The sequence below is a fragment of the Streptomyces sp. TAA204 genome (assembly GCF_000424965.1).
Genome location: NZ_AUKW01000005.1, coordinates 358059 through 371959 on the forward strand (window position 1 = coordinate 358059; position 13901 = coordinate 371959).

Below are 13901 nucleotides of genomic sequence, written 5' to 3' on the forward strand. Positions count from 1 at the left end.
GCTTCGCACAAGCGCGACACAACTGCGGCCCGTCCGCCGTCCGGTGACACGCGGCGCTTCCGCGCGGTGACGGACGGACACGGTCCCGCGGGCGCGCGCTGCGGGCAGCGGGGGGCGCATCCCGTCTACTCTGGGGGCCGCAGCTTTCGGCAACGCACGTACCCCGTAGGAGATGAACGCGCTGATGACCGGTGACGACCACCGAGCCGTGCCGCCCGTGCGGCTGCCTTCCGAAGCCGAGCTGGCACGGGACGCGCTCGCCGCACCGCTCTTCGCCCGGGCCGTCCGGCTGGCGACCTGGGCCGGGGGAGATCCGGGCGCCACGGGCGAGGGCACGGCCGGGCCGGGCGCGGCGGCCGGGGTACCGGTCGGCGCAGGCGGTGAACTGCTCGTCGAGCAGCTCAAGGAGGCGGTCGCGCACCTGGAACTCTCCGCGGACGAGGACGGGCCGGTACATGTCTCGCAGGCATGGCATCTGGCCGTCGACACCGGCATGTTGGAGGTCGAGGAGGACGAGGAGGATCCGGACGCCGCACTGTCCCTGACGGACGAGCCGGTGGGCACCGCCCGTCCCGGACCGGAACTGGCCCAACTCCGCGGCGAGGGCGGCCCCGGCGACGTGCTGGAGATCTGGCAGGAGGGGCTGGAGAGCGTCCTCGCCGACGCCGCCACCCCCAGCTTCGAGGATCTCGTCGGCGACCTCGACGGAGTCACGGGTGAGGACGGGGAGATCGACCCGGCCGCCATCGACCTCGACGCGCTGGACTGGAACCCGGAGGAGGAGGTCGACTTCCTCGACGGCGCCCTGGCCAACCTCTACGTCCTCACGGCCACCGATCAGGCCGTCTCCGCCGGTGCCATGGTGCCGCTGCCGGTGCTGGCCGCCTCGATGATCGTCCCCGACGACATGGAGGAGCCCACCGACGCGGTCCTCGAAGAGGTGTCGGCGGCGATGATGAAGCTCGACGAGCAGTTCCGCATGCTCGCCCCGACCGGACTCGTCGAATACCGCCCGGTCGACGAGGCGTTGACCGAGGAGACGGACGAGGACGCCGAACTCCCCGAGCAGCTGGACGACGAGGACGTCTCCCGCTACGGCATGGTGCGGCTGACCCCGCTGGGCCTCCACGGCGTGCGGGAACGCCTGCGCGAGGCCGGTGTCGAGGCCCCCGCGGTCGGTGACCTCGTGGGAGCGGACGCGGTGAAGCTGCTCGATGCGCTTCCCTCCTTCACCGAGGAGAACGCGCAGGCGGAGATCGGGCTGTGGCTCGCCGCACGTACGCCCCTGGACGCGGCACGCGAACTGCTCGCGGCGGCACGCGGGACGGACGAGAACGCCCCGGCCCGCCGTCTCTCCTGTCAGCAGGCCCTCTCCCTCATCGGACAGGACGCCGAACCGGCCCTGCGCGACGTGCTGGAGGACCGCCAGCTCGGCGGCCTGGCGCGGGTCTGGCTCGTCGAGCACGGGGCGCAGGACGTCCCGCAGCCGGACGAGGAGATGGTCTTCTGGCTGACCGTCGACACGATCGCGGCGCAGCTCGCCACGGCGGGTGAGGCGGCCGAACTCCGGGGACTCGTACAGGGACTCGTCGACCAGCACGCCGGATTCTTCGACAAGGCATGGAAGGTGGCCCACCCGGCGACCGGCGACGTACTGGAGGCGATGGGGCGCGTGCACCCCGACAGGCAGACGGCGAAGGATGCCCGCAAGGCGGCCTTCAAAGCACGCAGCCGGATGGACTGAGACGGGCCGGACGGCGCACCCACCGGCCGGCTGAGCGCGGGCGCCGGCACGCGGCGAACCGCGCCGGGCCCGGCGCAGTTCGCCGGAGTGGCCCTGGCGTGCCGCGCCCGTCAGTGCGCATCGAAGTCCCCGTGCCTGCCCGAGCCCGCGGCGAACCGGGCCGCGCCCTCGGACGCCTCCGCCAGCGAGACCCGGCCGTGGCGCAGTTCGCGTGCCAGGGCCTCCTCCTCGGGCAGCCCCTCCTGCTCGTGCACGGAGGCCAGGTCACCGCGCAGACAGGTCTGGGGGAAGCGGGCCAGTCCGGCGGCGAGTTCCTCGGCCGCGCCGCGGGAGCCGCCGGGCGGCACGAGCCGGTTGGCGAGTCCCATGTCGTACGCCTCGGCAGCGGGGACCGGACGGCCTGTGAGGATCATGTCGAGGGCGCGGCCGGTGCCGATGAGGCGGGGGAGGCGTACCGTTCCGCCGTCGATCAGGGGGACGCCCCAGCGCCGGCAGAAGACGCCGAAGACCGCGTCCTCCTCGGCCACCCGCAGATCGCACCACAGCGCGAGCTCCAGCCCCCCGGCGACGGCGTGGCCGCTGACCGCGGCGATGACCGGCTTGGACAGGCGCATCCGGGTGGGGCCCATCGGGCCGTCTCCACCGGGAGCCACGCGGTTGGCACGGTCGGTGCCGATGGCCTTGAGGTCGGCGCCCGCGCAGAAGGTGCCGCCCTCTCCCCACAGGACCGCGGCCAGCGCCCCGGGGTCGCTCTCGAAGTCGCGGAAGGCGTCGGCGAGGGCGGTGGCGGTCTCGCCGTCGACGGCGTTGCGCGCGTCGGGGCGGGAGAGGACGACCGTGGTGACCGGGCCCTGCTTCTCGGTGCGTACGGCCATGAAGGGGTGACCTCCGGTCGGGCGGGACGGGACGGGACGGGACGGCGGTGCGGTGCGGCGGTGCGGCGGCGCGGGCGTGATCGTGTCTCTGTGCGGCGGTGGAGACCCTACCGCCGGGGACCGCGGCGGACGTCCTGGACGGCTGTCTCGGATTCCGGGACGGTTTTCCGTCATGTGGATGGCTTGAACTACTGTGCCGTTCATGTCCGGTACCGCGCGCCAACTGGCACTCGCACTCTTCGCGGCCACGGCGTGGAGCGTCGACGACGCGCTCTGTCCGCGCTGACTCCCTCGCGCCGCCCTTCCGCCCGGCTCCTCGCGCGTCCTCCCTCCGCCTGTTCCCCCGCATGGTCCCGGGCTGCTCCCGGGCGTACGGGCGGGACGTACGCCGGGGCGCCTCCCGGCTTCCGAAGGGCGGCCCGGATCCGACACGGCCGGCAGGGGGCGGCAGGACGCACCCGTGCGGCCGTGCCCCGGTGCCCGATGCGGCCGGGCCCCGCCGGTGAACCCCGCCGGTGAACCCTGCCGGTGAACCGCCGGTGATCCCCGCCCGTGAACCCTTGCCGCTCCTCATACCTCTGCGGAGTCCCCACGTGACCACAGCACCGCCCTCCGGGGCGCCTCCCCGGCCCGCCCGTCCGATCTCCAGGCTCACCCGGCCCCAGCCCTCGCCCACCCGTGTGCCCGCCCCGGAAGCCGCCCCCGCCCCGCCGGTGCGCCGCGCACCGCTCGTCGTCGCCGGGCTGCTCGGCGCCGCGCTCACCGCCTACGTGTGGGCGGTGCACGGCACCAAGCCCGGCGTGCTGCTCCTGCTCGGAGCGGGCCTGGGTGTGGGGCTCTTCCACTCGCGGTTCGGCTTCACCTCCGCCTGGCGCCAACTGGTGGCCGTCGGCAACGGAACAGGACTGCGCGCGCACGCCCTGCTGCTGGGCACCACGGCGACCCTGTTCGCCCTGATCATCGGCACCGGCACCGGACTGTTCGGTACGGCGCCCGCGCCCAGCAGCGCCCCGCTCGGCGTCGGACTCCTCGTCGGCGCGTTCCTCTTCGCCCTCGGCATGCAGATCGGCGGCGCGTGCGCCTCCGGCACGCTCTTCGCGGTCGGCTCCGGTCAGAGCACGATCGTGCTCACGCTGGGGGGCTTCGTCGCGGGTTCCACGCTCGCCGCCTGGCAGTTCGGGCTCTGGCGCGACCTGCCGGCCCTCGAACCGGTCGTCTTCGCCGACGGGCTGGGCTGGCCGGGGTCGCTTGCGGTGACCCTCGCGCTGCTCGGGCTGGTGGTGCTCGTCACCCGCCGCGTACAGGCGCGCCGCAACCCGCCGCCGGTCTCCCCGCCGCCGTCGGCCGGGAGCGCGCTCGCCCGTACGGTGCGCGGCTCATGGCCACTGGCTGCCGGGGCGGTCGCGCTCGCCGTGCTGGGCGGGCTCGTGCTGCTGGTCTCGGGCGGGGCCTGGGGCGTCACGAGTGCCTTCGCCCTGTGGGGTTCGGAACTGGTCGGTGCGCTGGGCGGCTCGCCGGAGACGTGGGCGTACTGGCAGCAGGACAACGCGTCGCAGCTCGCCGGTCCCGTGCTGGCGGACAAGACCACCCTCACCGACATCGGCATCATGATCGGCGCCGCGCTGGCCGCCGCGGCGGGAGGCGTGTGGAAGCTGCACCGCCAAGTCCCCTGGCGCCGTGCCCTGGGAGCCGTCCTCGGCGGTGTCCTGATGGGGGTCGGCGCCCGCATCGCCGGCGGCTGCAACATCGGCGCATACCTGGCCGGAATCGCCTCCGGCAGTCTTCACGGCTGGATCTGGGGCGCCGCCGCGATGCTCGGCACCTTCGCCGGGCTGAAGCTGCGGCCTCTGTTCAAGCTGGGCAACCCCGCTCCCCGTGACGGGGCGTGCTGAGCGGGACGTCCCGCGCTCGCTCCCGCGTCCTTGCGTGAGCAGAGACAGAGACAGAGGCAGAGACAGAGGCCCGTCGGGGGACCGCGGTCCCCCGACGGGCCTCGCTCACCCCTCCGGGCCGAACCACACCGTGGTGGCGTTGCAGAACTCGCGGATTCCGTGCCCGGCCAGCTCACGCCCGTACCCGGACCGCTTGACACCGCCGAAGGGAAGGCCGGGGTGCGAAGCCGTCATGCCGTTGAAGAAGACACCGCCGGCCTGCAGATCGCGGGTCAGCACCTCCTGCTCCGCGGCGTCACGCGTCCACGCGTTGGAGCTGAGGCCGAACGGGGTGTCGTTGGCGATCTCCACGGCCTCCTCCAGGTCGGTCGCACGGTAGAGGGACGCGACCGGACCGAAGGCCTCCTCACGGTGAATCCTCATCTCCTCCGTGATGCCCGTGAGCACCGTCGGCTCGTAGAACCAGCCCTCCGGGAGGTGCGCGGGGCGGCCGCCGCCGCACAGTGCCGTGGCGCCGCGCCTGGTGGCGTCGTCGACCAGCTCCTCCAGGTCGGAGCGGCCCTGCGCGCTGGAGAGCGGCCCCACGTCGGTGCCCTCCGCCATGGGGTCGCCGACCTTCAGGGCGGCCATGCGCTCCACGAACCCGGAGGCGAAGCGCTCGAAGACGTCGGCGTGCACGATGAAGCGCTTGGCGGCGATGCAGGACTGGCCGGCGTTCTGCACCCGCGCGGTGACGGCCGTACGAACGGCCTTGTCCAGGTCGGCCGAGGGCATCACCAGATAAGGGTCGCTGCCGCCCAGCTCCAGCACCGTCTTCTTGATCTCGTCACCCGCGATCGAGGCGACCGAGCGGCCCGCGGGCTCGCTCCCGGTGAGGGTGGCCGCCACGATCCGCTCGTCGCGCAGCAGGTCCGCGATGGCGTCGGAACCGACCAGCAGGGTCTGGAAGACGCCCTCGGGGAATCCGGCCCTGCGGAAGAGCTCCTCGATGTACAGCGCGGTCTGGGGGACGTTGGAGGCGTGCTTGAGCAGCGCCGTGTTTCCGGCCATGAGGGCGGGGGCGGCGAAGCGGACGACCTGCCAGAGCGGGAAGTTCCACGGCATGACCGCCAGGACGGGGCCCAGCGGGCGGTAGCGCACGTACGCGCGCGCCGCACCGGAGTCCTCGACGTCGGCCGGCGAGGGGTGTTCGTCGGCGAGCTGCGCCTCCGCATGCTCGGCGTACCAGCGCATCGCCTTCACGCACTTGGCCGTCTCGGCGCGGGCCGAGACGAGCGTCTTGCCCATCTCGGTCGTCATGGTGCGGGCGATGTTGTCGGCCTCGGCCTCCAGCAGGTCCGCCGCCCTGTGCATGCGCCCGGCCCGCTCGGCGAAGTCGGTGAGGCGGTAGGTGCGGAAGGCGCGGTCCGCCCTGATGAGCCGCTCCTCGATCTCGCCGACGTTCAGCGCGTCGAATGTCTTGAGGGTCTCGCCCGTGGCCGGGTTCACGGTGGCGATGGCCATGTGAAGCGCCTCCTTCTGCGTGCTTCCGTGCCTGTGCGGGTGGTGGCCGAGCCGCGTGCCGGACGCGGGGCCGGGGGCGCACGTCCTCGCGCGTCCTCGGCCCTGGTGCGTACCCGTGCCGCACGGCTTCGTGGTGCCGTCCACCCGCGGTACCCGGGAATCGCCGCTCTATGGCTGCGGGAGCTCGGCACGGGATGTTCGCGCCCCGCCCCGTGCCGCCCCTCCCGTGCCGGGCGGCGCGTGGCGGTGGCCCCTACAGCGCGGCGCCGCCCGGTTTGACCATGCCGCGGACCGTACGGGAGTCGACGTACTCGCCCAGGGCCGTCATGTCCCACTCGCCGGAGAACTGGCGCACGAGCTTGCACATCAGCACCCCCGTGCGGGGCTCGGCGTTGCTGAGGTCGAAGCGGACGAGTTCCTGGTCGGTGGAGGCGTCGATGAGGCGGCAGTAGGCCTTGGCCACCTCGGTGAACTTCTGCCCCGAGAAGGAGTTGACGGTGAAGACCAGACCGCTGACCTGCGGCGGGAGATCTCCGAGATGGACGGTGATGACCTCGTCGTCGCCCCCGCCCTCACCCGTGAGGTTGTCACCGGAGTGCTGCACGACACCGTTGAGGATGACGAGCTTGCCGAAGTAGCAGGCGTCCACCTTCTTGCGGTTGGCGTCGTAGGCGATGACGGAGGCGTCCAGGTCGATCTCCTGGGCGCGGCGTCCGGCACGGTAAGCCGGCTCCCAGCCGAGGCCCATCTTGACGCCGGTCAGGACCGGGGCGCCGCCCTTGGTGAGCGAGACCGTCTGGTTCTTCTGGAGGCTGACCCTGCCCTTGTCGAGGTTGATCTTGCCGGAGGATGCGGCCGCCGGAGCGGCCTGGGCCGGTGCGGCCTGGGGGGCGGCCGGCGCTGTCCGGGGCGCGGCCGGGGGAGACGGGGGCGCCTGGGGTGCGGAGGCAGGGGCGGGGGAGACGGCCGGTGCAGCGGGCTCCTGCACGTCGACACCGAAGTCCGACGCGATGCCGCCGAGCCCGTTCGCGTATCCCTGCCCCACCGCGCGCACCTTCCAGGCGTTGCCGCGGCGGTAGACCTCGACCACGACGAGCGCCGTCTCGGTGCCCAGCCGCGGGGGTGTGAAGGTGGCGATGACTCCTCCGGTGGCCGCGTCGCGGACGGTGGCGGTCGGCTCCGTACCGGCGAAGGAGGCACCCGGCGCGTCGAGACTCGCGGTCACCACGATCTTGTGCACATCCGCCGGCACCGAGCCCGTCTCGACGGTGATCGTGTCAGCGGCACCGCTGCTGTGCTTGACGCCCGGCGCGGCCGGCTGGTTGTAGAAGACGAAGTCGTCGTCGGAGCGCACCTTTCCCTGCTCGCCGAGGAGGAGTCCCGACACGTCGAGCCGGGTCGGAGCGGTCACTTCCACAGCCACCTGTGTCGCGGTCAGCGGAAGGTTCGAACCAGGAGTCATTGCCGTCATGACGGTCGTAACGAGCGGCCCCGCTTTGCGGTTCCTTTGCCGAGGGCGGCGCGCCCGGCGCGGTGCCCGTACGGGGCCGGGGGGAGCGTACGGCCCAGGACACTCCCAGCACGGCGACGGCAAGGCCCACCAGGGCGAGCGGGCCGGGCCGTTCGCCGAACATGGCGTACGCCCACACCATCGTGGTCGGCGGTGTCAGATAGATCAGCGCGCTGGTGCGGGTGACTCCGCTGCGCCGCACGCTCAGCCAGTAGAAGCCGTAGCCGCCGGCAGTGGAGAGCAGCACCACCCAGGCCACCGCCAGCCAGAACGCCCCCGTGGCGGGCGGCAGCAGATGCTCCCGCCCGGCCAGCGCCGCGACGGCGGTGAAGAGCAGGGCGCTGACCGCGCAGTGCAGGGGCAGCGCGTCGGCCGCGGCGACCCGGTGGCGGGCCTTGCGCTCCAGGAAGCTGGCGGCCAGCAGGCCCGCCATCGCCGCGAAGGGGAGCAGGTACGCGGCCGGCGCCGCGGCGGACGGCGAGGCGAGGTCGTCCCGCACGACCAGGACGACCCCCGCCAGCCCCAGCAGGAGCCCCGCCCACTGGCCGCGGGTGACCGTCTCACCGAGCAGCCGTCCCGCGAGGGCTCCGGCGGCGAGCGGCTGCAGCGCGGCGATCAGGGCGGCGGTTCCGGCCGGTACGCCCAGGCCGACGGCCCAGTAGATCGCACCGAGGTAGACGCCCTGGGAGAGCAGTCCGACGGCGGACTGCTCCAGCAGCGCACGCGGGGGAAGCCGCCACCCGCCGGGTGTCCGCACGACAGGTTTCCCCCGCCGGGAGGAGCGGCGCCGCACCAGCAGAGCGACGCTCCCCAGCAGTGCGGCTGAGGCCAGGAACCGCCACGTCAGAAGAGTGCCGGCGCCGGTCTGGCGGGTGCCGAGCTCGGCGCCGACGAAGCCGGAGCTCCACATCACGACGAGGCCGGCCGCGATCAGCGGCGGGGGAAGGGTCGGCACTGGGGGCTCCTCCGGGTCTGCTGCGCGCGGCGAGTAAACCGATCTGTTTACTCCACTGGCCGTTACAGTGAACTAAACCGATCGGTTTACGCAAGGGGAGGAGGAGCGGCGATGACGCAGGAGGGTCTGCTCACCCCGGGTGCGCGGAAGGTCCTGGACGCGGCGGCGCGGCTGTTCTACGAGCGCGGCATCACCGCGGTGGGCGTCGACCTGATCGCCGGTGAGGCCGGCGTCACCAAGAAGACGCTCTACGACCGCTTCGGCTCCAAGGAGGCGCTCGTCGCGGCGTATCTGCGCGAGCGCGACGCGCGCTGGCGCCTCTGGCTGACCGGAGAGACGGCGGCGGACGGCACGGCGAGCGCGTACGAACGGCTGATCGGCACCTTCGACGCGCTGGACGTGTGGATGCGCCGGGAGTCCCCGCGCGGCTGCGGTTTCGTCAACGCGGCGGCGGAGCTCCCCGACCCGCAGCATCCCGGACGCGAGGTGATCTCCGGTCAGAAGCGGTGGCTGCGCGGCCATCTGCGCGAGCTGTGCGCCGAGGCCGGAGCGGACGACGCGGACCGCCTCGCCGGCGAACTCCTGCTGCTGCACGAGGGGGCGACGGTCCTCTGCGGGCTGGGCGTCGTCGCCGACCCGGTGGCCGCGGCCCGCTCCCTCGCACAGTGCGCCCTGGAGCGCGCGGGCTGCCGCCGGTGAGGCGTGCTGTCCGCGCCGGCCGGTCCGTCCGCGGACGGACCGGCCGCAGGCCCGTCCGCAGGGGCCGGACGCCCGCGCGGGGCCGGTTCAGCGCCGCTTCTCGCGCGAGTGGCCGAAGAAGATCCGGTAGGCGATCAGCAGCACCAGCGAACCCGCGATGGCCGAGATCCACATCTTCGGGTCCACGAAGTCACGCTCCACCGAGCTGTCCAGGAACGTCGAGGACAGCCATCCGCCGATGAAGGCGCCGGCGATGCCTATGAGGATGGTGCCCAGCAGGCCGCCCGGGTCGCGCCCCGGGAGCAGCACCTTGGCGATGGTGCCCGCGACCAGTCCCAGGAGCACCCAGCTGAGCAGCCCCGACTCCATGAGGCTGGAGAAGGCCGACTCCGGGTCGGTGTCTGCGAAGAAGTACATGGTGGCGGGCCCCTCCCCGTGATTGAGCGATCCCTGTGATCGGTCCGGGGTCCATCATGCCCGTTGACGTGCCTTTCAGTGCGGCCAGATGGGCGGCTGCGTGCAGAACTGCCCGCCGATATGGGCCTGATCGGGCTCACGGGGGTCCAGTTCCCCCTGTTCTGCGATGAGTTGGGGCGCGTAGGGCTCCGAGTCGTCCTGCGGCTCGTAGCCGAGCGCGCGGGCGGGGGCCAGGTCCCACCACAGGCGGGTGTTGGCCGAGGAGCCGTAGACGACCGTGTGCCGCACGTCCTCTGCGGTCAGTGCGGCGTGGACGAGGCGGGCGCCGTCGGCGGGGCTGAGCCAGATGGACAGCATCCGCACGGTGGTCGGCCGGGGGAAGCAGGAGCCGATGCGCACGGAGACGGTCTCGATGCCGTGCAGGTCCCAGTAGAGCTGGGCGAGGTCCTCGCCGAAGGACTTGGACAGCCCGTAGAAGGTGTCGGGGCGGTGCGGTGTCCCGACGGGGACGGGCGGTGCGCCGGGTGGGGGGACGGGCGTGAAACCGACCGCGTGGTTGGAGGAGGCGAAGACCACGCGGCGTACGCCCTCCTCCCGGGCGGCCTCGTAGAGCCGGTGGGTGCCTTCGATGTTGGAGTGCAGGATCTTCTCGAACGGGGCTTCCAGCGAGATGCCCGCGAGATGGATGATCGCGTCGACGCCCCGTACCGCCTCGCGCAGCGCGGCGGCGTCGGTGAGGTCGGCCGTGACGGCGTCCGCTTCGCCCTCGACGGGGCGCAGGTCGAGCAGGCGCAGCGCGTATCCGTACTGCGGGAGCAGTCGGCGCATCAGGGTGCCGAGGCCGCCGGCGGCGCCGGTGAGCAGGACCGTGCGGGGGGCGGGCATCGGCGAGTCTCCGTCCACATAGACATGATTCATATATGGGGACAAGCTTGGGAGGTGCCGCCCGCGGCGTCAAGTGCCGCCGCGGGCGCCGGAATGGGTGCTCTCCGGTGCTCCGGCGGCGGCTGCCGCGCTTGACCGGCGCGGGCGGGCTGACTTACGGTGCCGATGTTCAGAAATATAGACGCAGATCAGAAACGTGTCCGAGTAGCCGGGCTGCGGAAGCGCACGCCGAGCGGGGCGCGCCCCGCGGCGCACCCCGCGCCCGTCCCGGTCCCGTACCTGCCCGGACCAGGGAGCGACATGACCTCACCGACCTCTCCCTCTCCGTCCGCACCGCTACCGGGGGCGGGGGCGCGCCCGCTCGCCGCACGCCTCGGCGGCCTGCTCTTCTTCCCCGTCACCGCCTTCGGGCCGGACGGCGCACTCGACCTCGACGTCTTCCGTACGCACGTGCGCCAGGGCATCGAGGCGGGTGCCGGCGCGGTCTTCGCCTGCTGCGGAACGGGGGAGTTCCACGCGCTGACGCCCGGTGAGTTCCGCGAGTGCGTGGCCGCGGCGGTGGAGGAGGCGGACGGCCGGGTGCCGGTCGTCGCCGGCGCGGGCTACGGCACGGCGCTCGCCCGCCAGTTCGCTCAGCTCGCCGAGGAGGCGGGAGCGGACGGACTGCTGGCGATGCCGCCGTATCTGGTCGTCCCCTCGCAGGACGGCCTGCTGCGGCACTACACCGCGCTGGCCCGGGCCACCCGCCTCGAAGTCGTCGTCTACCAGCGCGACAACGCCGTCCTCACCCCGGACACCGTCACCCGGCTCGCCGCCACCCCGGGCATCGCCGGCCTGAAGGACGGCCACGGAGACCTGGACCTGATGCAGCGCATCATCAGCGCCGTGCGCACCGGGCTACCCGGCGAAACGGCCGCCTCCTTCCGCTACTTCAACGGGCTGCCCACCGCCGAGCAGACCGGCCTCGCCTACCGGGCCCTGGGCGTGACCCTGTACTCCTCCGCGGTCTTCTGCTTCGCCCCCGAGGTCGCCCTCGCCTTCCACCGCGCCCTGACCACCGGGGACGACGCGACGGTGCGCCTGCTGCTCGACGGTTTCTTCCACCCCCTGGTCGAACTGCGCGACCAGGGCCGGGGATACGCCGTCTCGCTCGTCAAGGCAGGTGTACGGCTGCGGGGTACGGATGTGGGCGAGGTGCGTCCGCCGCTGACCGAGCCCGCACCGGCGCACGTGGATCGGCTGGCCGAACTGATCGAGCGGGGACTGGCGTTGGTGAGCGACGGAGGGGGCGCAGGCGAGGGTGGGCCCGGCGAGGACGGCCCCGGCGGGGGCGGCGAGTGATGCGCGCCTCCGCGTTCGTCTACCCCTGGGACGTCGTCGGCGACCCGGACGCCCCGCGCCGTCTGGCGGACCTCGGCATCCAGCAGGTCACCCTCGCCTCCGCCTACCACTCCACCCGCGCCCTGACCCCCCGCCATCCGCGCCACCGCATCGTGACCGCGCAGCACTCCGCCGTGCTCTATCCGCCCGACCCGCTGCGCTGGAGCGGGCGTGAACTGCGCCCCTACGAGCAGCGCTGGGTGACCAGCGACGACCCCGGAGGCCCCTACGCCGAGGCGGCAGGCGCGCTGAGCGCGGCGGGCCTGGAAGTGCACTCGTGGGTGGTCCTGGCCCACAACTCCCGCCTGGGTGAGGACTTCGGGCACGTCACCGTCCGCAACGCCCACGGCGACCGCTACCCCTGGGCGCCCTGCATCGCCCGCCCGCAGGTGCGCGAGTACGCGGTCACCCTCGCGGCCGAGGCGGCGGTGCGCCCGTACACGCGCGGCACCGAACTGGAGTCCTGCGGCTGGTACGGCTTCGCGCATCTGCACGCGCACGACAAGACCGCCGGCGTACCGCTCGGCGGCGCGGCCGGGTATCTGATGTCGCTGTGCTTCTGCGAGACCTGCGAGGACGGCTACGCCACGCTCGGCGCCGATCCGCAGGAGCTGCGGGAAACGGTGCGGCGGGCCATGCGGCCGGTGTGGAGCGGCGGGACGCTCACAGGCTCTGCGGGGGCGCCGGGCGGCGCCCCGGGGCGGGACGCCGAGTGGGAGGAGGTGTGCGGGCTGCTGGGGGAGGAGACGGCCGGAGTGTTCGCGGCCTGGCGCGGGTCAGCGGCGCGCCGGCTGCGCCGGGAGGCCGTGGCGGCCGTACGCGCGGAGGCGGCCCGGAACGGGCAGGACGCCGGCGGGACCGGCACCGGAAGCGGTGCGGCCGCCGGCGCAGCCAGGGGTTTCCGGGTGCTGCTGCACGCCGATCCGGCACCTCACCGCGTGGGCGCCAACGCGGGCGCGGACCCGTCCGAGGCCGTCGAGGACGCCGACGGAGTGGTGCTCTCCTGCGCGGGAGGAACGGCTGAACGCGCCGATGTGCTCGGCCCGTTCAGCCGTCGCACCGACCGCCGTCCCGGCCCGTTCACCGTCGCGGCGAACCTGCCAGTCGTCCGGGGCATGGGCGGCTCCCCGCGGACTCTGGCCACCGACGCCGGGCACGCCCGCGAGCTGGGCGCCGACGAGCTGCGGCTGTACCACGCGGGACTGGCCTCCGACAGCGACCTCGCGGCGGTGCGGGAGGGCCTGCGGGTGCTCGGCAGCCGCCCGCCCGGCTGATTCCTTCCCCGGCGGTTACTTCCCCGGGCTCTCTTCGGGCGGTCCTTCGGGCCGGCCCGGCCTCGTATGTCACATCGCGGCGGTGCGTCCCGTCGTTGTTGATGCCGGCCGGAAAACCCGGCACGGACACGTCCGTACGCACGCTGCGAAGGAGCCCCGCCATGGCCCGCATCTCGCTCGATCCGCCGCGCACCGTCGTCCTGCGCCTCGCCGAGTGGTACTCCCGACGAAAGTACGGCAAGGTCCTCGACCCGCTCCTGGCCGCCGGACACAACCCCCGGGTGCTGCGCGCCGTGGCCGGCTACGAGCAGCGCGTCGCGAAGTGGCGCGACCTGGACCCCGCCCTCAAGCACCTCGCCGAGATGGTCTCGGCGGCCCGTATCGGCTGCTCATGGTGTGTGGACTTCGGGCACTGGCTGGCCGAGGACCTGGGCATGCCGATGGAGAAGGTGCAGTACGTCCCGCAGTGGCGGGACCACCGGGAGCGCTTCGGCGAACTGGAGCTGCTCGTCATGGAGTTCGCCGAGGCGATGACCGAGACCGAGCCGACCGTCACGGACGGGATGGTGGCGGCGCTGACCGGCAGGCTGGGGGAGCGGGCGTTCGTCGAGCTGACGGCGATCGTGGCCGTCGAGAACCACCGCTCCCGCATCAACGCCGCGCTCGGCCTCGTCGGCCAGGGCTTCTCCGACCGGTGCGCGGTGCCGTTGCGCAGGCCGGGGGCCGCCCCGTCCTGAGCGGAACGGCCCGAGTGTCCCGTCCGTCCC

At 73.3% G+C, this 13901-nt stretch carries 11 protein-coding genes and 1 pseudogene; 6 read left to right on the plus strand and 6 right to left on the minus strand.

Translation table 11 applies throughout. The features are described 5' to 3' along the window. Positions 1-184 precede the first annotated feature (184 nt). On the plus strand, positions 185-1744 hold the full coding sequence (locus H343_RS0112380) for a hypothetical protein (protein ID WP_028431410.1): 1560 nt from the start codon (positions 185-187) through the stop codon (positions 1742-1744). Positions 1745-1854: 110 nt separating this feature from the next. Here H343_RS0112380 and H343_RS0112385 read toward each other — a convergent pair whose 3' ends face one another. Further along, positions 1855-2619, minus strand: a complete 765-nt coding sequence (locus H343_RS0112385; protein WP_028431411.1) for a crotonase/enoyl-CoA hydratase family protein — start codon at positions 2617-2619, stop codon at positions 1855-1857. 593 nt (positions 2620-3212) lie between these two features. Here H343_RS0112385 and H343_RS0112395 point away from each other — a divergent pair. Beyond that, positions 3213-4511 (plus strand): YeeE/YedE family protein, encoded by a 1299-nt coding sequence (locus tag H343_RS0112395; RefSeq protein WP_028431412.1) that lies wholly within the window; start codon positions 3213-3215, stop codon positions 4509-4511. A 105-nt stretch (positions 4512-4616) separates the two neighbouring features. Here the strand turns inward: H343_RS0112395 and H343_RS0112400 are convergent, their stop codons facing one another. From H343_RS0112400 to H343_RS30285, 3 genes and pseudogenes are all read right to left on the minus strand, one after another. Next, positions 4617-6014 (minus strand): NADP-dependent succinic semialdehyde dehydrogenase, encoded by a 1398-nt coding sequence (locus H343_RS0112400; RefSeq protein WP_028431413.1) that lies wholly within the window; start codon positions 6012-6014, stop codon positions 4617-4619. 253 nt (positions 6015-6267) lie between these two features. Then, positions 6268-7476, minus strand: coding sequence for a TerD family protein (locus H343_RS0112405; RefSeq protein WP_028431414.1), 1209 nt, complete (start codon positions 7474-7476; stop codon positions 6268-6270). A gap of 115 nt (positions 7477-7591) precedes the next feature. Next, positions 7592-8479: pseudogene (locus H343_RS30285) on the minus strand (DMT family transporter); the annotation flags it as partial. A 111-nt stretch (positions 8480-8590) separates the two neighbouring features. On the opposite strand from H343_RS30285, the gene H343_RS0112415 reads away from it, so the two are divergent. Next, positions 8591-9178 (plus strand): TetR/AcrR family transcriptional regulator, encoded by a 588-nt coding sequence (locus H343_RS0112415; protein WP_028431415.1) that lies wholly within the window; start codon positions 8591-8593, stop codon positions 9176-9178. Positions 9179-9265: 87 nt separating this feature from the next. On the opposite strand, the gene H343_RS0112420 is transcribed toward H343_RS0112415, so the two are convergent. Together H343_RS0112420 and H343_RS0112425 are read right to left on the minus strand one after the other, a co-directional pair. After that, positions 9266-9547, minus strand: a complete 282-nt coding sequence (locus H343_RS0112420) for a GlsB/YeaQ/YmgE family stress response membrane protein (protein WP_028431416.1) — start codon at positions 9545-9547, stop codon at positions 9266-9268. Between the two features lie 123 nt (positions 9548-9670). Then, positions 9671-10480, minus strand: a complete 810-nt coding sequence (locus tag H343_RS0112425; protein ID WP_028431417.1) for an NAD-dependent epimerase/dehydratase family protein — start codon at positions 10478-10480, stop codon at positions 9671-9673. A 300-nt stretch (positions 10481-10780) separates the two neighbouring features. On the opposite strand from H343_RS0112425, the gene H343_RS30290 reads away from it, so the two are divergent. The 3 genes from H343_RS30290 to H343_RS0112440 all read left to right on the plus strand — a co-directional run bounded on the left by H343_RS30290 (position 10781) and on the right by H343_RS0112440 (position 13871). Next, entirely contained in the window at positions 10781-11821 is a 1041-nt protein-coding gene (locus tag H343_RS30290; RefSeq protein ID WP_051265054.1) for a 5-dehydro-4-deoxyglucarate dehydratase, read from the plus strand. Further along, the gene (locus H343_RS0112435) at positions 11821-13134 is read left to right on the plus strand and encodes a hypothetical protein (protein WP_028431418.1); all 1314 of its coding nucleotides are present in this window, start codon (positions 11821-11823) and stop codon (positions 13132-13134) included. Before H343_RS30290 ends, H343_RS0112435 begins: the two co-directional genes overlap by 1 nt. Positions 13135-13295: 161 nt before the next feature. Next, the gene (locus H343_RS0112440) at positions 13296-13871 is read left to right on the plus strand and encodes a carboxymuconolactone decarboxylase family protein (RefSeq protein WP_028431419.1); all 576 of its coding nucleotides are present in this window, start codon (positions 13296-13298) and stop codon (positions 13869-13871) included. Positions 13872-13901 lie beyond the last annotated feature (30 nt).